The sequence below is a fragment of the Microbacterium sp. PRC9 genome (assembly GCF_031844125.1).
Classification (GTDB): domain Bacteria; phylum Actinomycetota; class Actinomycetes; order Actinomycetales; family Microbacteriaceae; genus Microbacterium.
The window spans coordinates 496,144-520,198 of the sequence record NZ_JAUZUR010000001.1 but is presented as its reverse complement, the minus strand read 5'-3'; the positions used below and the strand labels follow the sequence as shown (position 1 = coordinate 520,198).

The window sequence follows — 24,055 nt, the reverse complement described above, 5'->3', positions numbered from 1 at the left end:
CGTGCGGGTGGCGCGACGGCACGCGCCTCCCAGGGCGGAACTCACCCCGAGTCGGCGGACAGGTTGGCGAGGAGCAGACTCGCAAGTCCCACTGCGGTCGCACTCGCGTAGCCGTGGTTCCCGCGCACATCGTCGATCGTGACCTCGGAGGCGATCACCGCGACGGCATCCCTGGCAGGATCGACGACGACTGCCGTTCCGCCCTCGCCCTGGACGTAGAACACGTCGCGACTCGGGTCGATCCACCACTGGTAGCCGTAACTGATGTCGCCGTAGCCGCTCGTGGCGACGACAGGGCTGGTCGCCTGGACGGCCCAGGTCGCCGACACCACCTGCTCCCCGTCCCACACGCCCTCGTCGAGGAAGAGCTGGCCGAGGCGCACCAGGTCCATCGGGCGAAGCCGCAGGTGCGTGTAGCCGAGGTTCACCCCCTGCGTGTCGGCGGGCCAGGCGACCTCCGCGTCCTGGTAGGCCTGGAGCAGCGCCTCGGGGTGGCCGGGCGTGAAGCGCTCCTCCCACCAGGGGTCGGTATCGATGCCGAGCGGACCGAACAGCGTCTGCTCGGCGAACCGGAAGGGCGACATCCCGGTCGCTTCGGCGACGACGGCGGCGAGGATGTGCGTGCCCATGTCGGAGAAGAGGAACACACCGTCGCCCGGCCCGCGCGCCGCCCGGTCCGCGAGGATCGAGGCGACCCAGTCCGTCTGCGCGTACAGGTCGGCGGGGCCTCCCCGGATGTCGCGCTCTTCGGACGTCGGCGCGAAGTTCGCCGTGTGCGTGAGCACGGACTTCAGCTGGATCGCGGCCGTTTCGGGCGTGAGGGCGGCCGCGTGGTCAGGAAGCAGCTGACCGAGGGTGGCGTCGACGCCTGAGATGAGTCCTCGGTCGATCGCGATGCCGACGAGGGTCGACGTCACCGCGCGGGTGACGCCGCGCACGTCCCACGTATCGTCAGCGGTCGATTCCGCGTACTGCTCGTACACGAGTTCGCCGTGTTGCTGCACCAGCACCGCGCGGACCGCATCCTCGCCGTAGAGGGTGCCGAAGACGGAGTCGATGTCCTCACGGATCGCGTCGGCCGGCGGCGTCGGCTCGGGGAGTGACGACGACGGGGACGAGCATCCCGACACCAGCAGCGCCACGATCGCGACGCACATCGACCCGACCCGCGTGCCGTAACGACCGCGAGTGCGCCGGTGGTCGAGGCGGGCCATGGGATGCCTCCGTCAGCAGTGACCCTGACCGCACGGTACACCCGCCCCGGGCGGGCGAACAGACCACGGCCCGCAGCATCCGTCCGCCGCCGAAGGCGTCAGACCAGGACGTCGGCCAAGTCGTACGCGGCGACCACCTCGAGCTGCTCGTACGTGCACGAGCGCGGGTCACGGTCGGGGCGCCAGCGCTCGAACTGCACGGTGTGGCGGAAGCGCCAGCCTTCGAGCTGGTCGTAGCGCACCTCGAGCACGCGCTCGGGGCGCAGCCGCACGAATGACGAGTCGGCCCGACCCGCCTGGAAGCGCGACTTCTCGCCCTCGCCGCGCAGCGCCTCGCCGTCGGCGTCCCGCTCGACGAGCGGGGCGAGCTCGTCGATGAGCTCGAGCCGGCGGGCGTTGCTCCAGGCGGCCACGCCGCCCACGGGGTAGAGCGTGCCGTCCTCGCCGTACAGGCCGACGAGCAGTGAGCCGACGCCCTCGCCGGACTTGTGGATGCGATAGCCCAGCGCCACCACATCGGCCGTGCGCGCATGCTTGATCTTGAACATCGTGCGCTTGCCCGGGGCGTAGGGCTGATCGAGCGGCTTCGCGACCACGCCGTCGAGCCCGGCACCCTCGAACTCGGCGAGCCAGCGGCGGGCGAGATCGGGGTCGTCGGTCGTGCGCGTGACGTGCACGGGGTCGGGCACGTCACGCAGCAGATCGACGAGCGTCTGCCGCCGCGTCTCGAACGGTTCGTTCTGGAGGTCGCGGTCGCCGACGGCCAGCAGGTCGAACGCGATGAACATCGCCGGGGTCGTCTCGGCGAGCATGTTCACGCGTGAGGCAGCGGGGTGGATGCGCTGCGACAGCGACTCCCAGTCGAGCCGGCGTCGCCCGTCGCGGTCGACCGGCACGACGATCTCGCCATCGAGCAGGCACGGCTCGGGCAGGAGCCGCGCGAACGCCTCGACGAGCTCGGGGAAGTACCGCGTCAGCGGCTTCGCGCCGCGCGACCCGATCTCGACGTTCTCGCCGTCCCACGAGATGAGAGCGCGGAACCCGTCCCATTTCGGCTCGTAGCTCAGCCCGCCCGTCACCTTCGCCGGTTCGGGAACGTCGGGGACGGACTTCGCGAGCATCGGCGCAGGGATCTCGTACGGCATGCGTCTCATCCTGCCGTTCCCCGCCGACACCCGACACCCCGGCCCGCATCCGCGGGGATGGATGCTGCGGCCCGGCGTCCGCGCCGAGGTCGGGCCGACGCGGACGCGGGTTCAGGCCGACGTCGAGGCAGACGCCGACGCGGCGTAGAGCGCGGCCGCCTCGGCGCGGTTGGCCGCCCCGATCTTGGCGAGGATCGCCGACACGTGCACCGACGCGGTCTTCGGGCTGATGAACAGGCGCTGCCCGATCTGCGGGTTGGTGAGGCCCTCGGCCACCAGCTCGAGCACCTGGAGCTCGCGCGGGGTGAGCCTCGCGATCACGCCGTCCTCGCTCACCTGTTCGGCCTCCGCGGCGGGCGCGAGCCGGGCATGCGCCGTGAGCTCGGCGGCCCAGCGGCCCACCCGGGCCGCCCCGTCGCCCGACGCTGCGGCCCGGACCTCCGCCAGCAGCGCGGCGGCCGCGTCGCGTTCGCCGGCGTCGAGGAGGGCGAGGGCGAGACGGCAGCGGGCGAGATGCCGGTGCCACACCGCCAGGAGGTCGTCGGCCGGCCCGTCGACGAGTGACCGCCATGCGGCGATGCGGCGCTCGGGGCCGGCGCCGTCGGCGTCGACGAGGAGGGCGCGCACGAACTCGGCGTGTGCGTCCGCTGCCGCGTGATCCGGCCACGTCTCGATCGTCGCGGCCAGCCGGTTGCGGAGCTCCGCGTCGACGGGCCGGTCGGGCGCGAGAGTGAGAAGAGCCGCGGTCACCACCGCATAGCGGCGCCCCGAGTGCGTGCCCGTGTCGGAATCGGCGATGTCGAAGAGGTCGGCGAGCACACCGGCGATCACGTCGCTCGCCGGCTCCGCGCTCGCCCCGCGCAACGTGAGCAGCGCCTCCGCGCGCTCGACCGCCCACCACCCCCGCTTGTCGGGGAACCGTCGGCGCGAGTCCTCGATCGTGGCGCGTTCAGCCAGGAGGAGCTCCGCTCGCTCGGCGTCGCGGTCGTCCCAGGTCAGGTGCGAGGCCAGCATCCGGACGATGGACGCACCGTGCAGCGGATTCCTCATCAGTCGCCGCGCCCGCTGCGCGTATCGTCGCGCGGCCTCGGGACGCCCGGTCGCGAAGAGTGCGGCTCCGAGCGCGTACGCGAGCCCGGAACCCGACCCCCGCGCGATGCCGGCCCGGGCGACGTCCTCATAGTGCTGCGCGCCGACGACGGCGGCCTCGTCGAACCGCCCGACGCGCAAGAGCATGCCGGTGAGGGCGGACCCCGCGTACGCGCGCATCGCCGGGTCGAGGCGCAGCGTCACCGCGCGCTCAAGGGGTGCCAGGGCTCGCACTTCGTCGTCTTCGTCGCCGGCGATGCGCCACGCCTCCACTGTCAGCGCGACGGCGAGCGCGGCGTCGTCGCCGGCCTCCTGTGCCAGGGCGATCGCGCGTGCGGCGTGCTCGGCGGCATCCGCTCCGTGCTCTTCGAGCGCGATGTTGGTGAGCACGCGCGACAGGAGGATGCGCGCCCGGGGCGCATCGATGCCTTCCAGAAGCGAGGCGGCCTTCTTGAGATCCTCGCCACTGCCGCGGTGCTCGGCGTTGTACGTCTGCACGAAGCGCTGCCGCAGCAGCGCTGCGCGCGTGATCGGGTCGTCGGGACACACCGCGAGGCCCTCGTTCGCCGATCGCAGCGAGCGCTCCGCCTCGCCGAGATCGTGCCAGGACTGGGCGGCCGCGAGGTGCAGCTCGGGGAGGGTCGTGCCGGCGCGCGTCTCGGCATCCGGAACCTGCCCCCAGAGCTCGGTGAGACGCTCGGCGAGCTTCGCCGACGTGGCCGGCGAGAACCGTGACTTCGACTGCTCGAGGGCTGCGACGGTCGCGTCGAACGCTGCGGTGAGATCGCGGGCGGCGAGCCAGTGCTCGGCGGCCGCGGAGGCGGCATCGGGGGAGTCGCCGCCGTGGTCGCGCAGATGCTCGGCATAACGGCGGTGCACGCGCACGCGCTCGCTGGGCAGCATCTCGCCCTCCACCGCCTCGCGCGTGAGGGCATGACGGAACCGGTAGCCCGCGCCGTCGGCGAGGATGACGCGCGTGTCGATCGCTGCGCGCACGGCGTGGTCGAGGGCCTCCTCGTCGAGCGCCGTCACGGCCGCGAGCACGTCGTCGTCGACGTGCATGCCGCCGGCTGCCATCGTCCGCACCGTCTGCTGCGCGTCGTCGCCGAGGCGCGCGTAGCGTGCGAGCACAAGCTCCCGCAGCGTGTCGGGAAGCGCGCGGTCGCCGAGGTCGACAAGTTCCTCGACGAGGAACGGGATGCCGCCGCTGCGCTCCGCGAGGGCGTCGACGAAGCGGGGGTCACGGCCGCCGACCAGCTGCGCGACCTGCTCGGCGACCTCGTCGGGGCTGAGGGGTGCGACCTCGACCCGGACGACCGAGCGGGTGCGGTCGAGCTCAGCGAGCAGCGGGCGGAGGGGATGGAAGCGATCGATGTCATCGGAACGGTAAGTCGCGACGATGGTGAGGTGCCGCCCTCGGAGCGTGCTGGCCAGGGTCTTGAGCAGGGCCATGGTGGCGGCATCCGCCCACTGCAGGTCTTCGAGCACGACGACCACGTGGCGGCGCTGCGACAGACGCTCGAGCAGCACCTCGATGGCCTCGGCGAACTCGCCCGCCGGCTCGTCGGCCTCGGGAGACTCGTCCGCGATGCCGGGCACCAGCGCGGCGAGGCTCGCGATCGCGGCGGCCGAGCCCGCGGCCTCGCGCAGCGCGTCGGTGCCGACGGCGGCGTGCAGGTCGCGCAGCACGCGACGCACCGGGCCGAACGCGGCGCCGATGGGTCCGAGGTCGACGCACTGCCCGAACGCGATGACGGGTGCGTCGTCGGGGCGCGCGCCGAGAGGGTCGCCGGTCACGAGCGCGAGGAACTCCTGCACCAGTCGCGTCTTGCCGACCCCGGCTTCGCCGCGCACGACGACGGTGCGCGGGACTGCGCCCACGCCGTCGTCGTAGGCCTCGAGCAGGGCGGCGAGCTCGGTGTGCCGGCCGACCATGCGCGGGCTCGAGGCAAGAGCGGGCATGGTCATATCGTGGCACTTCCCCCGTGCCGGCGGACCCTCATCGCGTGGCGATGCCCTCCTCGTCGCATGCGCGTCCTCAGATCTGTCGACTCCCGGTCAGTGGCCCGCGATGGCCGTGGCACCCGCACCGTGGTGCACAACCCCGCGGAACCAGGCCGCCAGCGGCAGCCCGGCAGGCCGAGCCGGCGACTGCCCGCGCTCGCGGTGGGCGCGCATCAGCTCGTTCTGGCGAGCGAGGTCGGCGGCGCGGTGCTGGTCGAGGATGTAGCCGGTGTACGTCGTGTCGTTCATGGGTCTCTCCTGTCTGCGGCCGAACCGTCGGAATCGGTTCCGGTTGTGCTGACAGGTACGACTTTCCTCGCTGAGGTGGGTTCCCCTCATCGGGCGATCGCCTTGTCTTGACGGCTGTGGGTACCTTAGATGCCGCATCGGGTGCCTTAGTGCGACGCCGGTGCCCGAGGTGCGCTCGTCCGGTCCTCGCCTCTCCCGCCCGGCGTCAGTCGGCGACGGGATGCTTCGGCCGCGCCCACCGTGCCGGCAGATCGGGCCCGTCCCAGACCTGCACGATGCCCCACGCGGCCGCGGCGATCGGCACCGCGAGCACCGCGCCGACGATGCCGCCGAGCACCGTGCCCACGGTCAACGCGACGAGGATCACGAAGGCGTGCAGCTTCATCGACCGGCCCATCAGCACGGGCTGCAGGAAGTTGCCCTCGAGCTGGTTGACCAGCACCACCACTCCGACGACGAGGAGGGCGTTCACCCAGCCGTTGGCGACGAGTGCGACGAGCGCGGCGATGATGCCGGCGAGCGTGGCACCCACGATCGGGATGAACGCGAGCAGGAAGACCAGCACCGAGAGGGGGATCGCGAGCGGCACCTGGAGGATGAGCAGACCGATCAGGATGCCGATCGCATCGACCGCCGCGACCGTCGCGGTGCCGCGCACGTAGGAGCCGAGCACAGTCGTGGTCTTGTCGCCGATGCGCCGCGCACGCAGGTAGTCCGCGCCGTGGAACGGCCGCAGCAGGAACTCCCACATCTGGGGCCCGTCCTTGAGGAAGAAGAACAGGATCGTCACCATCAGCACGAGCCCGGTGACGAAGTTGGCGACGGCGCTCACCCCGGCGAGGGCGCCGGAGCCGAACTGGGCGCTCGTGACGAAGTCGGTGAGCGTGGCGACCCACTCGTCGATCTGGTCCGGCTGCAGGAAGTCGAACGGCAGCGTCTGCACCCAGGCGAGGAGGCTCTGGAATCCGTCTTCGGCCTGGGCGTACAGGTCCTCCCACTGGTTCTGCACCGCCCATGCGATGAGCCAGCCGAGGAGGCCCAGCAGCACCACGATCGCGATCATCGTGATCAGCGTCGCGATGATCGAGGGGACGCCGCGGCGCCGCATCCAGCTCATCACCGGGTGGAAGGCGCAGGCGAGGATGAGCGCGATCACGAGGGGGATGGTCACGAGCGTCAGCGACTGGATCGTGAAGACGATCCCCGCGACCACCGCCACCACGACGATGATCTGGATCGCCCGGATGCCGAGCCTGCCGAATCCGTCGGCCCACAGGCTCCACGGCGCACGGGTGGCCTTCGGCTCGACGTCGTGCGAATCGAGGACCACGCGCTGCGGGTCGTTGCGGAACAGTCCCATGTGCCGAGGGTATGGGGCGCCGGGGCGAACCCGCGCGGGTTGCGCCGGAGTGCCGCCACGAGCTAGGCGAATGCGCTCATGCCCGTGATGTCACGGCCGATGAGCAGCGCCTGGATGCTCTCGGTGCCCTCGTAGGTGTGGATCGCCTCGATGTCGGCCAGGTGCTGCATGACGCCGTTCTCGAGCAGGATGCCGTTGCCGCCGAGCATGTCGCGGGCGGTCGACGCGATCCGGCGCGCCGCGCGGGTGTTGTGGTACTTCGCGAGCGAGGCCTGCGTCGGCCGCAGCTCGCCGCGCTCCTCGAGATCGGCCATCCACCGGCAGTACAGCTGCATCGCCGTGAGCTCCTCGAGCATGTTCGCGAGGCGCTCCTGCACCATCTGGAACTTCGCGAGGGGCTTGCCGAACTGGATGCGCTGCTGCGAGTACGCGAGCGCCGCCTCGTAGCAGGCCGTCGCGTGGCCCAGCGCCGACCACGCGACACCCGAGCGGGTCGAGTACAGCACGGTCGAGGCATCCTTGAAGCTCTTCGTGCCCGGCAGCACCGCATCGGACGCCACGCGCACGCCGTCGAGCACGATATGCGCCTGATGGATGCCGCGCAGCGACGCCTTGCCGCTGATCACAGTGCCGGTGTAGCCCGGGGTGTCCTGCTCGACGAGGAAGCAGCGGACCGCCCCGTGGAACTCGTCGCCGAGCGCCTCGACCCGCGCCCAGACGAACGTGATGCCGCCCGAGGCACCGTTGCCGATCCACTTCTTCGCGCCGTCGATCACCCACTCCTGCGTCGCGGCGTCCCGGCGGGCCACGGTCTCGAGGGACACCGAGTCCGATCCGTGGTCGGGCTCGGTGAGGGCGAAGGATGCTGCGACCTCGCCGCGTGCGACCGGCACCAGCCACCGGGCCTGCTGCTCGTCGCTGCCGAACAGCGCCAGCGTGCGGAGGGCGAGGCCGCCCTGCACCGCGAGCACCGTGCCGAGCGAGCCGTCGCCGCGCGAGATCTCCATGTTCACGAGCCCCGCAGCCAGCGGCGAGAAGCGGGTGAGCGCCGGATGCACGATGCCGTCGTTGAAGAGGTCCAGCTCGCCGCCGCGCATCGCGATGTCGAGCGGGTAGTCGCCGGTGTCCCATGCCTCCTGCATGCGCGTGCCCACCTCGTCGACGTACGCCTGCGCGCGCTCCCACACCTCGCGATCGGCGGCGGGGAGGTCGGCGAACACGGCGTAGTAGTCGGTGCCGCGCCGGCGGGTGACGTCGTAGCCCTCGAGGCGCTGGCCGGGGCGGGGCTGGAAGTCGGTCATGATCGGACTCCTGGCGGTGGGTGCGGGTGGTGCGGTATCGGATTCTCGTGAAACTGAATCCCACGAACAATAGTACTCAGTGTCATGTGCGGTGTTCGGAATGTCCGCGTGCGCACCGCCTGCCCGCGCTGCTAGCTTCTCGATCATGGAACTGGTTCGGTTCTCGGCGCCCGCACACCTCGACGATGCGGGGCCGGGGTCGGACTTCCCCGATCAGTGGCACGACCTCGTGAGCGGGCTGATCGCCGCGTCGACGGAGGTGAGCGGGCGCGGCGCGTACGTGAACCCGGTGCTGCATCCCGTGCGACGCGATCGCGAGCGGGCGATCACCTGGACGGGGCTCTCGAGGCCGTTGCTCATGAAGCATCGCGACGATCGCCGTGCCGCGTACGCGGCGGCGGAATCGCGCGACGTGCAGATCGAGTACCTCGAGTGGCACGTCGAGAAGGTCGACGGCAGGATCGCGCGCGTCACCTTCACCACCGAGACGCCGGAGTATTGGATGCTGCTCGCAGAGGTGCACCCGGACGCCGTGCTCGCGCTCTACCGGCGACTCGTGTCGCCGGCCGTCGCGGAGGAAGACCTCTTTCCCGACGGTGGCGAGTACGACCCCCGGAACCGGTGGAACACGACCGACGGCATCGTCCACTACGTCATGCCCATCAACTCGATGGGCGATCTGCTCGGCGTCTCGCAGGAGAGCGAGCCGTCGCAGCACGCCGTCGACGGCTACGACGCGCTGCCGTACTCGCGGGCGACCGGTGCCGACGCCCGCATCAACTTCGACGTCTGGGCGATGTCGCGGCAGGGGCTGTCGGTCGCCACGGCTGATCCGCCCGGGCTCTACATGATCGGCTGGGACGACTCGGGCTGGACGAAGCCCGACGGCACGCCGGTCGGCGATTACTGGACGATCGAGCGCGGGGCGCGGGGCGCGGCCCTCCGGGTCACGTACGAAGTGCCGGCAGGGGAGGGGTTCCTGGTGGGCGACATCCGGATCGGCGGGCGACCGATCGAGTTCGGCGCGCAGATCGCCGAGCACATCACGATGTCGGCGCACGTCGTGAGCGGGGCAGCGGCATGAGCGGCGAGGGAGCACACGCGCTGGCGGGGCTCATGGCGGGCGGCGTCCCGCGGCTTTCGGGCATCGAACTGCCCGCGCCGGAGCCCGGGCCCGTCGCACGCGCGCTCTCGGCGGACGCGCCTGCGGACGGCGAGCCGCAGTTCGATCCGGCGACGACCGCCGACATCCAGGGCAACGTCATCCCCGGCTTCAACAAGGACCACCAGCGGTTCCTGTTCCTGCGGATCGAAGACGTCGAAGGCGCGCGCGCCTGGCTCACGTGGCTCGCACCGCGCCTCAGCAGCATGCAGGAGGTGCTCGACTTCCGTCGCGAGTTCCGGCGGGAGCGGCTGCGGACGGGCGCCACCGAGCCCACGACATCCGCCACCTGGGTCGCCTTCGCACTCTCGGGCCCGGCCGTCGCGAAGCTCCTGGGCGACGAGGCGCTGGACGCGATGAGCGACGAGGCGTTCCGGCAGGGGCTCGCCGCGCGCTCGACGTACCTCGGTGACCCGGCCGACCCCACGAGGACCGGCCATCGGGCCCACTGGCGGGTCGGAGGCGATGAATCGGAGGCCGACTTCCTCGTCACGGTCGCCGCCGACTCCGCCGCGGATGCCGAGTCCGAGGCATCCGTGATCCTCGAAGAGGGGGCCCGGAACGGAGTCTCGGTGCTGTTCGCTCAGGCGGGCGAGAACCTTCCGGGCAACCTCGGCGGCCACGAGCACTTCGGCTTCAAGGACGGCGTCTCGCAGCCCGGTGTGCGGGGCGTGACGGCCGACGGCGAACTGCTCGCCCCGCGCTACCTCGATTCGCGTGACCCGCACGCGCGCCTCTTCGGGAAGGCGGGTCAGCCGCTCGTCTGGCCGGGCCAGTTCGTGCTCGGGATGCCTCGGCAGGACCCCGCCGATCCGCTCGTGCCCGCGGCCGACGATGGGGTGTTCCCCGACTGGGCGCGCCTCGGTTCGTACCTCGTCTGCCGGCGCCTCGCGCAGGACGTGCCCGCGTTCTGGGACTTCGCGGCCGCCGCGAGCGCGGAGTACGGCACCGATCCGGTTCATTTCGCCTCGCTGATGGTCGGCCGCTGGCCCAGCGGTGCGCCGGTCTCCCGCGCCCCGGAGAGAGACGACCTCGACCTCGCCGGCGACGAGTTCGCGCACAACCACCTCCAGTTCGACGACGACACGAAGGCGTGGACGCCGGTTCGCCGTCTCGTCGAGGGCGGCTACCGCGGCGACGAGCACCCGAAGGCGAGGGCCGACGTGTTCGGCGACGTGTGCCCGATGGCGGGGCACATCCGCAAGGTGAACCCGCGCGACAGCGGCACCGACTTCGGCGCCCCCGCCGACACGATGCTGCGGCTGATGCTGCGGCGTGGCATTCCGTACGGACCTGTGCTCGCGGGCGTCACCGATCCGTCACCGGAGCTGGTCGCCGCCGAGCGCGGGCTCGTGTTCGTCGCACACATGGCGTCCATCGAGGACCAGTTCGAGTTCGTCACCCGGCGGTGGGCGAACTCCGCCGTCCAGCCCAACGCCGGCGGGCACGACCCGGTCATCGGCCAGGCCGACGTCCACGGCGATCGCGGCCGCTCGTTCGACGTGCGCACACCGTCGGGTGAGGCGAAGAGGTTCGTCCTCGACCGCGAGTGGGTGATGCCGACCGGTGGCGGCTACTTCTTCGCGCCCGCCATCTCGGCCGTGAGTGGGCACCTCGCCACGGGCGCGGAGGGACCAGGGCCGGTCCGGCCGCCCGGATAATGAGGAGGTGGAGCCGTGGGAGATGCGCGAGTGGTACGCCGACTTCCTCGACGCGTGCAACCGCCACGACCTCGATGCGATCCGGTCGTTCCTCGATCCCTCGGTGCGCCGAGCCCACCTGCCGGCGGGCGCGGACGCCTGGATCGACGACCTGGCGGACCTGTTCGACGCGTTCCCGGACTGGCGGTGGCGGCGCATCCAGCTCGTCGCCGAAGACGACCGCCTCGCCGCCCACGTGCGCGGCAGCGGCACTCAGGTCGGGGCGTTCCGTGGCGTCGCGCCCACCCGCCGGCACGTCAACGTGGCCGAGTTCGCGATGTACCGGGTGGTCAGCGGGCGCATCACCGAGTACTCCGGCTCGGATGCGCGATTCGAAGTGCTGGACCAGCTGAGCGGATCGCCGGCCGGCCGCTGACGGCCTCTGGTCCCGTGTCGGCCTCGGCCGCCATAATGGCGGCGTGAGCGAGATCAAGACTCAGGCGACCGACGCGGATGTGGCGGCGTTTCTCGAGGCGGCGACGCCGCAGCGACGGCGCGACGACGGACTGGCCCTGGCGGAGATCTTTCGCGAGGTGACCGGGGCCGAGCCCGTGATGTGGGGTCCGTCGATGGTCGGCTACGGCAGCTATCGGTACGTGTCTCCGTCCGACCCCAAGCGGCAGGGCCAGTGGCCGAAGACCGCGTTCTCGCCGCGCAAGGCGCAGCTCTCGCTCTACGGGCTGAAGGACCTGCCCGATGGAGCCGAACTGCTGCCGGAGCTCGGAAAGTACACCGAGGGTGCGGGCTGCGTGTACGTCAAGAAGCTCGACGACATCGATCTCGGCGTCCTGCGGCGGCTGATCGCCATCGCGTGGGGGCGCGGCGACGACCCGCTGCCCTAGCCTGCCTGCTCGTCGAACTCGCGTCGCAGGTACTTCGGAGCCTGCACGCGCCACGCCTCGGTGACCAGCTCGGCGAGGTGGTCCTCGTCGATGCCGGCCATGCGGAACGCGATCTTCGGCTCGCCCCACGGCGTGGTCGTGCGCAGGAACACGTCGGGTTCCATCTCGACGAGGGCGAGGGCGTCGATCGGGTCGGCGACTTTGACCCCGACGACCAGCTCGGACGCGATGATGGCCCGCATGTCGTCGGGGATGCTCGGCCAGGGATGGCACTCCCAGGCGTAGAGCTTGTTGCGCACGAACCAGGCGGCGCCGCCCGTCATCGCGCGCTCCTCGCTCCCGGGGAGCACGGCCGCGGTGCCGCGCAGATCGTCGAGGGTGGCCACGCCCCGAGCCTACGGCGCACCTCCGACGCGCCCACGGCCCCTGCGCCGTGCGGTCAGAACGTGATCAGCTGGCGCAGCTCGCCGCCCGCGGCGAGCCGGTCCATGGCCGCGTCGAGGTCGTCGAGGCCGATGCGGGACGAGACGAGCCGCTCGAGCGGGAGGCGTCCCGCCCGCCACAGCTCGACGTAGCGGGGGATGTCGCGGCTCGGCACGGCCGAGCCGAGGTAGCTGCCCACGATGGTCCGCGCTTCGGCGGTCAGCAGCAGCGGAGACACGCTCGCGCGCGCGTCGGGCGCCGGCAGCCCTACCGTCACCGTGGTGCCGCCGGGCACGGTCAGGGCGAGGGCGGTCTCGAACGCGCGCGCGGCGCCGGCCGCCTCCACGACGACGGGGGCACGGATGCCGCGGTCCACGGCCTCCGCGGGAGTCAGCGCCCCGCTCGCCCCGCACTCCAGCGCGGCGGCGAGCTTCGAGGGCACCGTGTCGACCCCGATGGCCTCGTGGCCCAGCGCGACCGCGACGAGCAGCGCCGCCATGCCGACACCGCCGAGCCCGACCACGACGACCCGGTCACCCGTCGCCGGCCGGCCGGCGTTGACCACCGCACCGCCGCCGGTGAGCACGGCGCACCCGAGCAGTGCGGCGATCTCGGCCGGCACGTCGGGGTCGACGCGCACCACCGATGCGCGGCTCACCACGGCGTGGGTGGCGAAGGCCGAGACGCCGAGGTGGTGATGCACGTCCTGCCGCCCGCCACCGCGAGGGCGATGCAGGCGGATGCCGCCACCGAGCAGCGTGCCCGCGGCATTGGCCGCCGAACCCGGCGTGCACGGCAGGCGCCCGTCGGTGAGGCATCCGTCGCACTCGCCGCAGCGGGGAAGGAACGTCATGACCACGCGATCGCCGACGGCGAGATCGCCGGCATGGTCGCCCAGCTGCTCGACGATGCCGGCGGCCTCGTGGCCCAGCAGCATCGGCACGGGTCGCACGCGGTTGCCGTCGACGACACTGAGATCGGAGTGGCACACGCCAGCGGCTTCGATCCGCACGAGCAGCTCGTCGAGGCCGGGTGGGTCCAGCTCGAGCTCGCCCACCGTGAATGGGTGCGTCTGTGCGAACGGGGGCTCGGCGCCCGAGACTTCGAGCACCGCTCCGGTGATCCTCATGCGACCTCCTCGTCGTGCGACCGTACCCCGAACGGAGGACGCGCGCCCCCATGCGGGTGGCGCGCGTTCTCTGCGTCCGTGTCAGGCCTGTGCGGCGCGGCGGCGGAGCCGCGCGCGGCGGACCCACTTCTCGAGCTCGATCAGCACCGGCACGAGAAGGGCCAGGCCGAGCGCGGTGAGCCACTCGTTGCCCGAGAGGCCGATCGTGCCGACGAGGCGCTGCATGAAAGGCACCTCGACTGCGACGACGGTGAGGGCCAGCGGGATCGACAGCCACTTCACCGCGTCGATGATCGGTGCGGCGAGACCCGACTCGGGGTCGCGGCGCATGACGAGTCCGCCGAAGATCGAGCCGAGCGCGCAGACCACGAACGCCATCGTGACCGGCACGTTGGGCACGGTCGAGCTGAGCAGGTCGGGGTACAGCAGCAGTGGGACGAGCGTCGTGATGAAGATCAGACCGCCGTAGACGAACCAGAGCGTCACCGCCGCCGGGTTGGCGATCGTCTTCTTCGGGTCGCGCGGCGGCTTCAGCATGATGCCGTCCGGCACCGGATCGAGGAGGATCACGATGACCGGGAAGATGGCGATGAAGAAGTTGAGGAACAGCACCATGATCGGCGTGAGCGGTACGCCGTTGTTGATGTCGAAGATGCTCGCGACGAGGAACAGCAGCACGAGCGAGAACAGCTGCGACATCTGGAACCGGACGTAGCTGACGATCTTCTCGTAGATCGACCGGCCGAGCCGGACGGCCGTCACGAGCGTGCCGAAGTTGTCGTCGACGAGGATCATCTTCCCCGCCTGCTTCGTGACATCGCTGCCGGAGCCCATCGCGACGCCGATGTCGGCCTGCTTGAGCGCGGCGGCGTCGTTCACCGCGTCGCCGGTCATCGCGACGACCGCACCCTCCTCCTGCATGAGGCGGGCCAGACGCAGCTTGTCCTCGGGGGTGACGCGGCCGAACATGTGCAGGCGCGGGAGCGCCGCCTTCAGATCCTCGTCGCTCATCGCCTGGATCTCGGCGCCGCTCGCCGCGCCGTCACCCAGCCCGAGTTTCGCGCCGATCGCGGCGGCGGTGATCGCGTGGTCGCCGGTGATCATGCGGACCTCGATGCCGGCCTCGCGCGCGATGCGCACGGCCTCCTTCGAGGAGGGCCGCAGCGGGTCGATGATGCCGACGAGACCGACGAACGTGAGGTCGGAGACGGCCGCCATGGGGTCGTCGGCCACGGGCGCGTCAGGCGCGAATCGGCGGAACGCGAACGCGAGGACGCGCAGGCCCTGCTCGGAGAGCGAGCGGTTCGCCTCGAGGATCGCGTCACGGCGGTCGGCGATGGGCACGACGCCTTCCATCGTCGCGACCGAGCTGCAGCGGTCGAGCACCACATCGGGTCCGCCCTTGACGTAGCCGACGAGGGTCTCGACGCCTTCCACCGGGATCTCGTGGAACGTGCCCATGAACTTGTAGGCCGAGTCGAACGGCACCTCGGCGATGCGCGGGAACTTCGCCCGCGTCAGCTCCGCATCGGCGCCGAGCTTCGCGGCGAGCACGACGAGCGCGGCCTCCGTGGGGTCGCCGATCACCGCACCGTCGTCGGACACGGTCGCGTCGCTGCAGAGCGTGAGTCCGAGCGCGAGCTGGTTGAACTGGGGGACCGGCAGGCCCGCGACGTGGCGCACCTCGCCCGTCTTCTCGTATCCCGAGCCCGCGACGGTGAACCACTCGCCGCGGTAGTACAGCGACTCGACCGTCATCTCGTTCATCGTGAGCGTGCCGGTCTTGTCGGAGTTGATGGCGCTCGTCGCACCGAGCGTCTCGACGTCCGTCAGGTTCTTGACCACGGCCTTGTGCTCGGCGAGCTGGCGCGAGCCGTACGAGAGCATCGCCTGCACGAACGAGGGCATGCCCGTCGGGATCGCCGAGATCGCCATCGAGATGCCGAGGAGGATCACCGATGCGATCTCCTGGCCGCGCAGCAGCCCGGTGATGATGATGATCGCGACCGCGCCCCACGCGATCCACCCGAGCACGCCCGTGAGCGAGTCCAGCTCGCGCTGCAGCGGGGACTTGGCGGGCTTGACCGCCGAGAGCATCGACGCGATCTGGCCCATCTGCGTCTGCATGCCCGTGTCGGTGATGACCACCGACGCCGTGCCGCGCGTCACCTGGGTGTTCTGGAACACCATGTTCGTGCGGTCGCCCAGGGTCGTCTCGGGATCGCTGAGGGTGCCGGCGTCCTTCGGGATCGGCGCGCTCTCACCCGTGAGCGCGGCCTCCTGCGTCTCGAGCGTCGCCGAGCGTACGATGCGCCCGTCGGCGGGGACGATGTCGCCGGCCTCGAGGGCGACGACGTCGCCCGGCACCAGGGTCGTGGCGTCGACCTGCAGGAGCGACCCGTCGCGGACGACCTTCGCCTGCGGGATCTGCATCTTGGCGAGGGCGTCGACCGATGCCTTCGCCTTCATCTCCTGCCGCGTGCCGAGGACGATGTTCAGCACGACGAGCGCGCCCACGAGGATGCCGACGCTCACCTGGTTGATGAAAAGGCTGATGATCGCGACGGCGACCAGCATCACGTTCATCGGATCCGCGAGCTGCTGCAGAGCGACCTGCCACGTCGACGGCGGCTTCTCGGCGGCGATCGAGTTCGGACCGTGCGCGGCGAGCCGCTGGGCGGCGTCGGCGGCGGTCAGTCCGCGGTCGCGGTCGCTGCGCAGGGCGGCGACCACCGCATCGGGATCCTGTGTGTACCAGGGGGCTTTGTCCGCCGTGTCCGGCGACGTGTCCACGGTGCTCATGGCTCGAACATAGCGCCGCGGCGTCGCACTGCGACACCGAATCCGGTCGGCGCGCCGCCGGAGTCAGTCGTCGAGTCGCTCGCGCAGTCGACGGGCCACTTCCGCGGTCGGCATGGACCGGGGGAACACCGCGACGACCACCTGGTCGGCGGCAGGATCCGCCTCGCCGTCCGGAAGGACGCCGAAACGACGGCGGGCGTCGTCGAGCGCCGTGCGCAGCACCGAGACCGGCACCTTCTTCGGGCCGCGGATGAGCCGGCGCAGCACGTGGTTGTGGATCGCCGTGATGAGCGCCGAGAAGCCGACGGCGTCCAGCGGATCGAGGCCCGGCAGCGACGCGCGCAGGTACTCGTCGAAGAGCCGCTCGTACCGGAACACCGTCACGATCTCGCGATCGCGCAGCGCCGGCACGCCGCGCACGACCGCATAGCGTCGCCGTGCGAGCTCGGGATCGGCCGCGAAGTGCGCATAGACGAAGACGGATGCCTCGCACACGGCCGCCCACGGATCGCGATGCGGCTGCGCCAGGAACTCGCGCAGGCGCTCGAGCAGCAGCTCGTGGTCGGTGAAGACGACGTCGTCCTTGCCGCCGAACTGCCGGAAGAAGGTGGAACGCGACACCCCGGCGGCCTGCGCGATCTGCTCCACCGAGGTCTGGTCGAACCCCTGCTCGGCGAAGAGCTCGAGCGCGGCGGCGACCACGGCCGCGCGGGAGGCGGCCTGAGCGGCGGAGGCGGCAGCGGTGTCGGACATCTCGGGGAGAGCCTAGTGCGCGCACCGCCGTGAGCGCGGCATGCCGGCGCGCGCCACGCCCGCTGCGGGTCCCGTGGCGTCAACGGGGTCGACACAGCGGATTCGGAGGTCTTCTATAGGGCCATGACGCCGATGACGCCGATCTGGAAGCAGGATGCCGAGAGCGTCGCGGGTACGCCGTTCGAGCCAGGCCGGAGACGCGACGTCGTGGTCGTCGGCGCCGGTCTGACCGGCCTGTCGACCGCGCTGCTGCTGACCCGTCAGGGCATGGACGTCGCCGTGGTGGAGGCGGACGAGGTGGGCGGCCTCGCATCGGGCGCGAACACCGGCAAGCTGACGCTGCTGCAGGGGTCCGTCCTGTCGGCGCTGCGCCGCCACCACCCGGCGAACCTTGTGCGCGCCTACGTCGAGTCCAACATCGACGGCGCGCAGTGGCTCACCAGCATCGCCGATGAGCTCCGTGTGTCGTATTCGCACCGCACTGCCTACTCCTATGCGCAGACGCCCGCGGGGGTCGCGACCATCGAGGCCGAGCTGAACGCCGCCACCGAGGCGGGACTGCCGGTGCGGCGCGTCGAGCCCGACCTGCTCGCTCAGTCGCCGTTCGACATGGTCGACGCGGTGGCGCTCGATCGTCAGGTCGCGATCGATCCGCAGCGACTGCTCGTGGCCCTCACTCACGCGCTGCTGCGGGAGGGCGGGACGCTGCACACCGGAGTGCGCGTGACCAGGGTGCACGCCGTGCCGCGCGCGGGTGTCGAGACCGAGGCGGGATTCGTCGCCGCGGACCACGTCGTGCTTGCGACCGCGACACCCATCACCGACCGGGGGCTCTATTTCGCCAAAGTGCGGGGCCTGCGCTCCTCGGGCGTCGCGTTTGCGACGGAAGGACCCCTCCTCGAGGGGCTTTACCTGGCGGTTGACGGCGAGACGAAGTCGGTGCGATCGATCACCGCGGACGACGGCCCGGCACACGCGGCGCAGCTCGTCGTCGGCGGCAACGGCTTCCCGGTGGGGCGTTCTCCGTCCCCTCTGGCTGCGGTGAACGGGCTCGTGGCGTGGACGCAGCATCACTTCCCCGGCGCGGAGCCGGTGGCGTCGTGGTCGGCGCAGGACTACGAGTCGCACGACCTCATCCCCTTCGTCGGCGCGATGCCGCGCGGGCTCGGGCGCATCCGGTTCGCCACCGGCTATGCGAAGTGGGGTCTCTCGAACGCGCCGGCCGCGGCGCTGCGGCTGACGGCGGAGATCACGCGGGTGCCACGGCGCGAGCGCCCGGACTGGATGAACGTGATCGCCACGCGGTTCACGGTGCCCGCCGACCTCGCTCGCGGCGGCGTGCAGAACCTGCGCATCGGGTGGGAGGCGGCATCGGGATGGATCGGCGCGCAGGCCGTGCCGACTCCCGTCCGCCGGCCGGCCGAGGGGGAGGGCGTGGTCGCCAGCCGAGGCGGTCAGCCCGTGGGAATCTCCACGGTCGAGGGACGCACATGCGCGGTGAGCGCCGTCTGCACCCATCTCGGCGGCGTGCTGCGGTGGAACGACGCCGAACTCACGTGGGATTGCCCGCTGCACGCCTCGCGGTTCACGGCGGACGGATGCCGCATCGAAGGGCCCGCGCTCCGGGACCTTTCCCGTCTGCCGCGCGTGCCGGGCGAGGAACTCGACGACGACCCCGGCGAGTCGCTGCGGTCAGAACCGGACATCGACCGGTAGTAGGCTGGGGGACTGGTCGATATCTCGACGTCGAGACGCTTTTGAGCGTCGTCCCCACCCCCATTCGCCACCTGCGAAGGAAATCACTGTGGATCTGTACGAGTACCAGGCACGAGACCTTTTCGAGAAGTACGAGGTGCCGGTGCTCGCCGGCATCGTCGCGGACACGCCGGAGGAGGTGCGTGCCGCAGCCGAGAAGATCGGCGGTGTCGTCGTCGTCAAGGCTCAGGTCAAGACCGGCGGTCGCGGCAAGGCCGGCGGCGTGAAGGTCGCGAAGACCCCCGATGAGGCCTACGAGGCCGCGAAGGCCATCCTCGGCCTCGACATCAAGGGCCACGTCGTCAAGCGCGTCATGGTCGCGCAGGGTGCGCGCATCGACAAGGAGTACTACTTCTCGGTGCTGCTGGACCGCGCCAACCGCTCCTACCTGTCGCTCGCGTCGGTCGAGGGCGGCATGGAGATCGAGGAGCTCGCCGTCGAGCGCCCCGAGGCCCTCGCGCGCATCGACGTCAACCCGGGCACGGGCATCGACAAGGCGAAGGCCGTCGAGATCGCTGAGGCAGCCGGCTTCTCCGCCGACCTGGTCGACAAGGTGAGCGACGTCTTCGTCAAGCTCTACAGCGTCTACAAGGGTGAGGACGCGACGCTCGTCGAGGTCAACCCGCTCGTGCTCACCGAAGAGGGCGACATCATCGCCCTCGACGGCAAGGTCTCGCTCGACGAGAACGCCGACTTCCGTCACGCCGGGCATGCGCTCCTCGAAGACAAGGACGCCGCCGACCCGCTCGAGGCGAAGGCCAAGGCCAATGACCTCAACTACGTCAAGCTCGACGGCGAGGTCGGCGTGATCGGCAACGGCGCGGGGCTCGTGATGTCGACGCTCGACGTCGTCGCCTACGCCGGCGAGAACCACGGCGGCGTGAAGCCCGCCAACTTCCTCGACATCGGCGGCGGCGCCTCGGCCGAGGTCATGGCCGCGGGCCTGGACGTCATCCTCGGCGACCCGCAGGTGAAGTCCGTGTTCGTCAACGTGTTCGGCGGCATCACCGCGTGCGACGCGGTCGCCAAGGGCATCGTCGGCGCGCTCGCCGAGCTCGGCTCGTCCGCCTCGAAGCCGCTGGTCGTGCGCCTGGACGGCAACAAGGTCGAGGAGGGCCGCGCGATCCTGCGCGACGCCAACCACCCGCTCGTGACCCTGGCCGAGACGATGGACGAGGGCGCCGACAAGGCCGCCGAGCTCGCCAACGCCTGAACCGCAGACATCTGACAGAGGAACCGAACAACAATGTCGATCTTTCTTGACAAGGACTCCAAGGTCATCGTCCAGGGCATCACCGGCGGCGAGGGCACCAAGCACACCGCGCTCATGCTCAAGGCCGGCACCCAGGTCGTCGGCGGCGTGAACGCCCGCAAGGCGGGCACCACGGTGCTGCACACCGACGCCGACGGCAACCCCGTCGAGCTCCCCGTCTTCGCCTCGGTGCAGGAGGCCATCGACGCCACCGGCGCCGACGTCTCGATCGCCTTCGTGCCGCCCGCCTTCACCAAGAGCGCCATGGTCGAGGCCATCGACGCCGAGATCCCCCTCCTCGTCGTGATCACCGAGGGCGTGCCCGTCGGCGACACCGCCGAGGCGTGGGCATACGCGCAGTCGAAGGGGAACAAGACCCGCATCATCGGCCCGAACTGCCCCGGCATCATCACGCCCGGCGAGTCGCTGGTCGGCATCACGCCCGCCAACATCACCGGCAAGGGCCCGATCGGGCTCGTGTCGAAGTCGGGCACACTGACCTACCAGATGATGTACGAGCTGCGCGAGATCGGCTTCTCGACGGCCATCGGCATCGGCGGCGACCCGATCATCGGCACCACGCACATCGACGCGCTCGCCGCGTTCGAGGCCGACCCCGAGACGAAGGCGATCGTCATGATCGGCGAGATCGGCGGCGACGCCGAAGAGCGCGCCGCCGACTTCATCAAGGCCAACGTCACTAAGCCGGTCGTCGGCTACGTCGCCGGTTTCACCGCTCCCGAGGGCAAGACCATGGGCCACGCCGGCGCCATCGTGTCGGGTTCGGCGGGCACCGCGCAGGCGAAGAAGGAGGCCCTCGAGGCCGCCGGCGTCAAGGTCGGCAAGACGCCGTCCGAGACCGCCGCCCTCATGCGCGAGATCATCGAGAGCCTGTAAGGCGCTTCACCAAGGGACGGATGCTGCAGCCAAGAGCTGCAGCATCCGTCCCTTGTCGTTTCAGTCGGCGACGGAACCGCCGAATCGCGACACCTGGCCCGCGCGGTCGGCGTCTTCGCTGGCGAGGACGCCGCCGTTCGCGACGAAGTCGGCGGCGACCTCCTCGAACATGATGCGCACGTCCTGCCGGCGGGCGCCGAGCGCCTCGACGGCGGCATCGGTCACCAGTTCGGCGAAGCGGCGTCGCTGGTCGACGGTGCGTCCGGGAAGGAGTTCGACTCTGAGGTTGGGCATGACTCGACCATAGGGGTCCCGCGACCCGGCCGGTGTCGCCGCGGCTTTACGCTGGTGGCATGCCGCTGACCGGAGAGTACATACCGTCCACGTCCGATTGGGCCCGCAAGCAGGCCGAGGTGTTCGAAGCGTCGAACGGCGAGAAGGCGAACACCCTGCGCGGCGTGCCGATCATCGTGCTGACCACGGTCGGCGCCAAGTCCGGGGCCCTGCGCAAGACCGCGCTCATGCGCGTCGAGCACGACGGGCGCTACGCCGTCGTCGCGTCCAAGGGCGGCGCACCCGACGAGCCCAAGTGGGCCGAGAACATGCGCCGGCAGCCTCACGTCGAGCTGCAGGACGCCGATGCGAAGCAGGACTACATCGCCCGCGAGCTGGCCGGCGACGAGCGCGTCGAATGGTGGGAGCGGGCCGCGGCGGTCTGGCCCGACTACGACGACTATCAGAAGCGCACCGACCGGCAGATCGCGATCTTCGTGCTCGAGCCCCACGAGCACTGATCTCGCGAAACTGAGGCGTTCCTGAGCGGTCCGCCCCGAGACCGCTCCTAGACTCGGCCCCGTCGAGGGGGTGGCCGTGTCCGGGGACGCACGCGTCGGATCCACCGCGCGGAGGTGGGAGATCGCGCTCGCCTGCGCGGCCGCTGCCCTCGTGCTGGCGGCGGTGGCCGTCGCCGCCTTCGTCGCCGTCCCGCCGACGATCGCGAACCTCTCGAGCGAGGTCTCCGATGGGAGCGACCCGACCGACCTCGGTGACGCCTCGGTCGTCGTGACTGCCGACTGGGTGGTCACGCGCCACTCGGAGGACGCGATCACGGTGCGCACACCCGACGGCGCGCTGCGCGCGAGCCTCGAGTCGGTCGACGAGAGGCCCGGCGACGTCGTCGCCGCCGCGGCGGGCGATCCTCGTTCGGAGCTGCTCGCCTCCGGCCTCACCGCGGTGCACGTCGACCTCGACGACGGCGGGGTCGTCGCGGGGGTGGGCGAACCGGACGCGGCCCCGAGCGTGCGCGTCACCGTGCAGATCTCGCCGGCCGAGGGCGCTGAACCGGCGGCCTACCGGTCCGCCATCGGCGATCTGCTGGAAGGCATCCGGCGATGAGGGCGCGGTGGATGGTGGCCGCATTCGCCGCTGCGGTCCTCGCGCTGTCGGCGTGCGCGCCGGCGACGCAAGAGGGCTGGGAGCTTCCGGCGTGGGCACCCGAGGTCGTGCACGCGACGGATCCGGTTCCCGAGATCTCCGCCGCCGCGGACGGGCCGCTGGGCGCGGGCATCGTCCCTTTGCGCGTGCGCAACGACGCCGTCGGCCTCCAGGCCCGCGTCGCCCTCCTGCCGGCCGGCGCCACCACCGGCGCGTTCAACGCCCAGGTGGAGCAGTTCGTCCGCGGCGCGATCGCGGACCGCGTGGTCGCATCTGGGACGGCGTTCGTGCCGGCGCCTTCGGCCGTCGGGTCCGGCCTCGGGGATCGGCGCTGCGCTTCCGGCAGCACGCGGCGCCCGGCCGCGGAGCTCCTCGCCGATCCCGCGTTCGGGCCGGTGGGCGGGTCGGGGACCGCCGTCGTGTGCGGCATCGTCGCCGCGGGCGGGACGATCGTGGGCGAGCGCGTCCGAGTGGTCAGCGCAGACCCGGCCGGCGTGCGCTTCGATGCGACGACAACGCTGTACACCGATCTCGCGACCGGTGAGACGGCTGCGGCCGACGGTCTGTGGACCGAGCATGCGGCCGCGGCGCTCGGCGCGCACATCGTCGAGGCGCTCCGGCGTGACGCGGGCGCACTCAGCCACCGCCCGGTCGTCGTGGGCGATGAGACCCAGATCGCGGCGATCCAGGCCGCGCTGGGCTCGACCGTGCCGTCCGACGAAGGCCTCGTGATCACCCTCGCACCGGGCTTCACCGCACCGGACCTGGCCGGGCTGGGCGCGCCTGCGACGACCGAGCCCATCGAGTTCGCCATTCCGGCCGAGGTCGCGGCCGACCTGGTCTCGCCGCTCGGCGCGCGCGTGCTGGCCTCCTCCGGCCAGCCCTACACCGGACCCGTCGCGGCGCCCGCGGGAGCCCGCGCCGTCGACTGCGACCTCGTGCCCTGCGTCGCACTCACCTATGACGACGGTCCGTCGTCGTACACGCCCGGCATCCTCGACGAACTGGCGGCTCGCGACGCCGCGGCGACGTTCTTCGCGATGGGCCAGAACGCGCAGGGCTACGCCGACACGCTCGCCCGCATGGCGAGGGAGGGGCACGAAGTCGAGGGTCACACGTGGAACCACCCGCACCTGCCCCAGCTGACGGACACCCAGGTCACCGCCCAGGTCGTCGACTCCACGCGCGCGCTCGAGGCGGTGTCCGGGCAGGACATCACCGTGTTCCGTCCGCCGTACGGCGAGTTCACACCGCGGGTGCTCGCCGCAGCGGGTATGCCGGCGATCCTCTGGGACATCGACACCCTCGACTGGCAGGGCCCCGCTGACGACGTGCTGATCGCACGCGCCGTCGAACAGCCGCGCGCCGGGTCGATCGTCCTGCTGCACGACGTCCATGCGGTCACGGCGCGCACCGCGGGCGCCGTCCTGGACGGGCTCCTCGACCGGGGGTTCCAGCTCGTCACCGTGCGGCAGCTGTTCGGTGGGGAGCTGCCGACGTCGGGCTCCTGGCGTCGCGCCCCCTGAGCGTGCTGCTCCCACCGG

At 71.4% G+C, this 24,055-nt stretch carries 21 protein-coding genes; 10 read left to right on the top strand and 11 right to left on the bottom strand.

What is annotated here, in order from left to right:
* Positions 1–41: 41 nt before the first annotated feature.
* The 6 genes from Q9R33_RS02225 to Q9R33_RS02200 form a co-directional block, all read right to left on the bottom strand.
* Entirely contained in the window at positions 42–1,214 is a 1,173-nt protein-coding gene (locus Q9R33_RS02225) for a serine hydrolase (protein ID WP_311292714.1), read from the bottom strand.
* Positions 1,215–1,312: 98 nt separating this feature from the next.
* Positions 1,313–2,359 (bottom strand): ATP-dependent DNA ligase, encoded by a 1,047-nt coding sequence (locus tag Q9R33_RS02220; RefSeq protein ID WP_311292713.1) that lies wholly within the window; start codon positions 2,357–2,359, stop codon positions 1,313–1,315.
* Positions 2,360–2,470: 111 nt separating this feature from the next.
* A complete protein-coding gene (locus Q9R33_RS02215) occupies positions 2,471–5,410 on the bottom strand; it encodes an AAA family ATPase (protein ID WP_311292712.1) in 2,940 nt (979 codons plus the stop codon).
* Positions 5,411–5,506: 96 nt separating this feature from the next.
* Positions 5,507–5,701: a hypothetical protein gene (locus Q9R33_RS02210; protein ID WP_056370872.1), complete on the bottom strand. Its 195-nt coding sequence runs from the start codon at positions 5,699–5,701 to the stop codon at positions 5,507–5,509.
* Positions 5,702–5,906: 205 nt separating this feature from the next.
* A complete protein-coding gene (locus tag Q9R33_RS02205) occupies positions 5,907–7,061 on the bottom strand; it encodes an AI-2E family transporter (RefSeq protein WP_056370871.1) in 1,155 nt (384 codons plus the stop codon).
* Between the two features lie 62 nt (positions 7,062–7,123).
* Positions 7,124–8,362 (bottom strand): acyl-CoA dehydrogenase family protein, encoded by a 1,239-nt coding sequence (locus Q9R33_RS02200; protein WP_311292711.1) that lies wholly within the window; start codon positions 8,360–8,362, stop codon positions 7,124–7,126.
* Positions 8,363–8,507: 145 nt separating this feature from the next.
* Here Q9R33_RS02200 and Q9R33_RS02195 point away from each other — a divergent pair, with 145 nt between their 5' ends.
* Genes Q9R33_RS02195 through Q9R33_RS02180 form a run of 4 tightly spaced genes read left to right on the top strand, consistent with a single transcriptional unit; the run spans position 8,508 to position 12,066 of the window.
* Positions 8,508–9,446, top strand: a complete 939-nt coding sequence (locus Q9R33_RS02195; RefSeq protein ID WP_311292710.1) for a hypothetical protein — start codon at positions 8,508–8,510, stop codon at positions 9,444–9,446.
* The gene (locus Q9R33_RS02190) at positions 9,443–11,185 is read left to right on the top strand and encodes a Dyp-type peroxidase (RefSeq protein ID WP_311292709.1); all 1,743 of its coding nucleotides are present in this window, start codon (positions 9,443–9,445) and stop codon (positions 11,183–11,185) included. The genes Q9R33_RS02195 and Q9R33_RS02190 overlap by 4 nt, the downstream gene beginning before the upstream one ends.
* A 7-nt stretch (positions 11,186–11,192) precedes the next feature.
* Positions 11,193–11,600, top strand: a complete 408-nt coding sequence (locus Q9R33_RS02185; protein ID WP_310247499.1) for an ester cyclase — start codon at positions 11,193–11,195, stop codon at positions 11,598–11,600.
* A gap of 43 nt (positions 11,601–11,643) precedes the next feature.
* On the top strand, positions 11,644–12,066 hold the full coding sequence (locus Q9R33_RS02180) for a DUF1801 domain-containing protein (RefSeq protein ID WP_056370859.1): 423 nt from the start codon (positions 11,644–11,646) through the stop codon (positions 12,064–12,066).
* On the opposite strand, the gene Q9R33_RS02175 is transcribed toward Q9R33_RS02180, so the two are convergent.
* The 4 genes from Q9R33_RS02175 to Q9R33_RS02160 all read right to left on the bottom strand — a co-directional run bounded on the left by Q9R33_RS02175 (position 12,063) and on the right by Q9R33_RS02160 (position 17,173).
* Positions 12,063–12,452 carry an MmcQ/YjbR family DNA-binding protein gene (locus tag Q9R33_RS02175; RefSeq protein WP_056370857.1) on the bottom strand — a complete coding sequence of 130 codons (390 nt, stop codon included), beginning with the start codon at positions 12,450–12,452 and terminating at the stop codon, positions 12,063–12,065. The genes Q9R33_RS02180 and Q9R33_RS02175 overlap by 4 nt on opposite strands.
* Before the next feature lie 53 nt (positions 12,453–12,505).
* Positions 12,506–13,618: an alcohol dehydrogenase catalytic domain-containing protein gene (locus Q9R33_RS02170; protein WP_311292708.1), complete on the bottom strand. Its 1,113-nt coding sequence runs from the start codon at positions 13,616–13,618 to the stop codon at positions 12,506–12,508.
* A gap of 81 nt (positions 13,619–13,699) precedes the next feature.
* A complete protein-coding gene (locus tag Q9R33_RS02165; protein ID WP_311292707.1) occupies positions 13,700–16,420 on the bottom strand; it encodes a cation-translocating P-type ATPase in 2,721 nt (906 codons plus the stop codon).
* A gap of 63 nt (positions 16,421–16,483) precedes the next feature.
* Positions 16,484–17,173 (bottom strand): TetR family transcriptional regulator, encoded by a 690-nt coding sequence (locus Q9R33_RS02160; protein WP_311292706.1) that lies wholly within the window; start codon positions 17,171–17,173, stop codon positions 16,484–16,486.
* Between the two features lie 123 nt (positions 17,174–17,296).
* On the opposite strand from Q9R33_RS02160, the gene Q9R33_RS02155 reads away from it, so the two are divergent.
* From Q9R33_RS02155 to sucD, 3 genes are all read left to right on the top strand, one after another.
* A complete protein-coding gene (locus Q9R33_RS02155) occupies positions 17,297–18,889 on the top strand; it encodes an FAD-dependent oxidoreductase (RefSeq protein ID WP_311292705.1) in 1,593 nt (530 codons plus the stop codon).
* Between the two features lie 88 nt (positions 18,890–18,977).
* Positions 18,978–20,141 (top strand): ADP-forming succinate--CoA ligase subunit beta, encoded by a 1,164-nt coding sequence (gene sucC, locus Q9R33_RS02150; protein WP_056370848.1) that lies wholly within the window; start codon positions 18,978–18,980, stop codon positions 20,139–20,141.
* A 33-nt stretch (positions 20,142–20,174) separates the two neighbouring features.
* Complete coding sequence (sucD, locus tag Q9R33_RS02145; protein ID WP_056370846.1) at positions 20,175–21,077, top strand: succinate--CoA ligase subunit alpha; 903 nt, start codon at positions 20,175–20,177, stop codon at positions 21,075–21,077.
* A 60-nt stretch (positions 21,078–21,137) separates the two neighbouring features.
* Here sucD and Q9R33_RS02140 read toward each other — a convergent pair whose 3' ends face one another.
* Positions 21,138–21,371, bottom strand: a complete 234-nt coding sequence (locus Q9R33_RS02140) for a tautomerase family protein (RefSeq protein ID WP_311292704.1) — start codon at positions 21,369–21,371, stop codon at positions 21,138–21,140.
* Positions 21,372–21,430: 59 nt separating this feature from the next.
* On the opposite strand from Q9R33_RS02140, the gene Q9R33_RS02135 reads away from it, so the two are divergent.
* The 3 genes from Q9R33_RS02135 to Q9R33_RS02125 all read left to right on the top strand — a co-directional run bounded on the left by Q9R33_RS02135 (position 21,431) and on the right by Q9R33_RS02125 (position 24,037).
* Complete coding sequence (locus Q9R33_RS02135; protein WP_056370842.1) at positions 21,431–21,871, top strand: nitroreductase family deazaflavin-dependent oxidoreductase; 441 nt, start codon at positions 21,431–21,433, stop codon at positions 21,869–21,871.
* Between the two features lie 76 nt (positions 21,872–21,947).
* Positions 21,948–22,472 carry a hypothetical protein gene (locus Q9R33_RS02130; protein WP_311292703.1) on the top strand — a complete coding sequence of 175 codons (525 nt, stop codon included), beginning with the start codon at positions 21,948–21,950 and terminating at the stop codon, positions 22,470–22,472.
* On the top strand, positions 22,469–24,037 hold the full coding sequence (locus Q9R33_RS02125; protein WP_311292702.1) for a polysaccharide deacetylase family protein: 1,569 nt from the start codon (positions 22,469–22,471) through the stop codon (positions 24,035–24,037). The genes Q9R33_RS02130 and Q9R33_RS02125 overlap by 4 nt, the downstream gene beginning before the upstream one ends.
* Positions 24,038–24,055 lie beyond the last annotated feature (18 nt).

Coding starts and splice junctions, on each gene's coding strand:
- Q9R33_RS02225 (WP_311292714.1), bottom strand. CDS start 1,214: ATGGCCCGCCTCGACCACCGGCGCACTCGCGGTCGTTACGGCACGCGG.
- Q9R33_RS02220 (WP_311292713.1), bottom strand. CDS start 2,359: ATGCCGTACGAGATCCCTGCGCCGATGCTCGCGAAGTCCGTCCCCGAC.
- Q9R33_RS02215 (WP_311292712.1), bottom strand. CDS start 5,410: ATGCCCGCTCTTGCCTCGAGCCCGCGCATGGTCGGCCGGCACACCGAG.
- Q9R33_RS02210 (WP_056370872.1), bottom strand. CDS start 5,701: ATGAACGACACGACGTACACCGGCTACATCCTCGACCAGCACCGCGCC.
- Q9R33_RS02205 (WP_056370871.1), bottom strand. CDS start 7,061: ATGGGACTGTTCCGCAACGACCCGCAGCGCGTGGTCCTCGATTCGCAC.
- Q9R33_RS02200 (WP_311292711.1), bottom strand. CDS start 8,362: ATGACCGACTTCCAGCCCCGCCCCGGCCAGCGCCTCGAGGGCTACGAC.
- Q9R33_RS02195 (WP_311292710.1), top strand. CDS start 8,508: ATGGAACTGGTTCGGTTCTCGGCGCCCGCACACCTCGACGATGCGGGG.
- Q9R33_RS02190 (WP_311292709.1), top strand. CDS start 9,443: ATGAGCGGCGAGGGAGCACACGCGCTGGCGGGGCTCATGGCGGGCGGC.
- Q9R33_RS02170 (WP_311292708.1), bottom strand. CDS start 13,618: ATGAGGATCACCGGAGCGGTGCTCGAAGTCTCGGGCGCCGAGCCCCCG.
- Q9R33_RS02165 (WP_311292707.1), bottom strand. CDS start 16,420: ATGAGCACCGTGGACACGTCGCCGGACACGGCGGACAAAGCCCCCTGG.
- Q9R33_RS02160 (WP_311292706.1), bottom strand. CDS start 17,173: ATGTCCGACACCGCTGCCGCCTCCGCCGCTCAGGCCGCCTCCCGCGCG.
- Q9R33_RS02155 (WP_311292705.1), top strand. CDS start 17,297: ATGACGCCGATGACGCCGATCTGGAAGCAGGATGCCGAGAGCGTCGCG.
- sucD (WP_056370846.1), top strand. CDS start 20,175: ATGTCGATCTTTCTTGACAAGGACTCCAAGGTCATCGTCCAGGGCATC.
- Q9R33_RS02140 (WP_311292704.1), bottom strand. CDS start 21,371: ATGCCCAACCTCAGAGTCGAACTCCTTCCCGGACGCACCGTCGACCAG.
- Q9R33_RS02135 (WP_056370842.1), top strand. CDS start 21,431: ATGCCGCTGACCGGAGAGTACATACCGTCCACGTCCGATTGGGCCCGC.
- Q9R33_RS02125 (WP_311292702.1), top strand. CDS start 22,469: ATGAGGGCGCGGTGGATGGTGGCCGCATTCGCCGCTGCGGTCCTCGCG.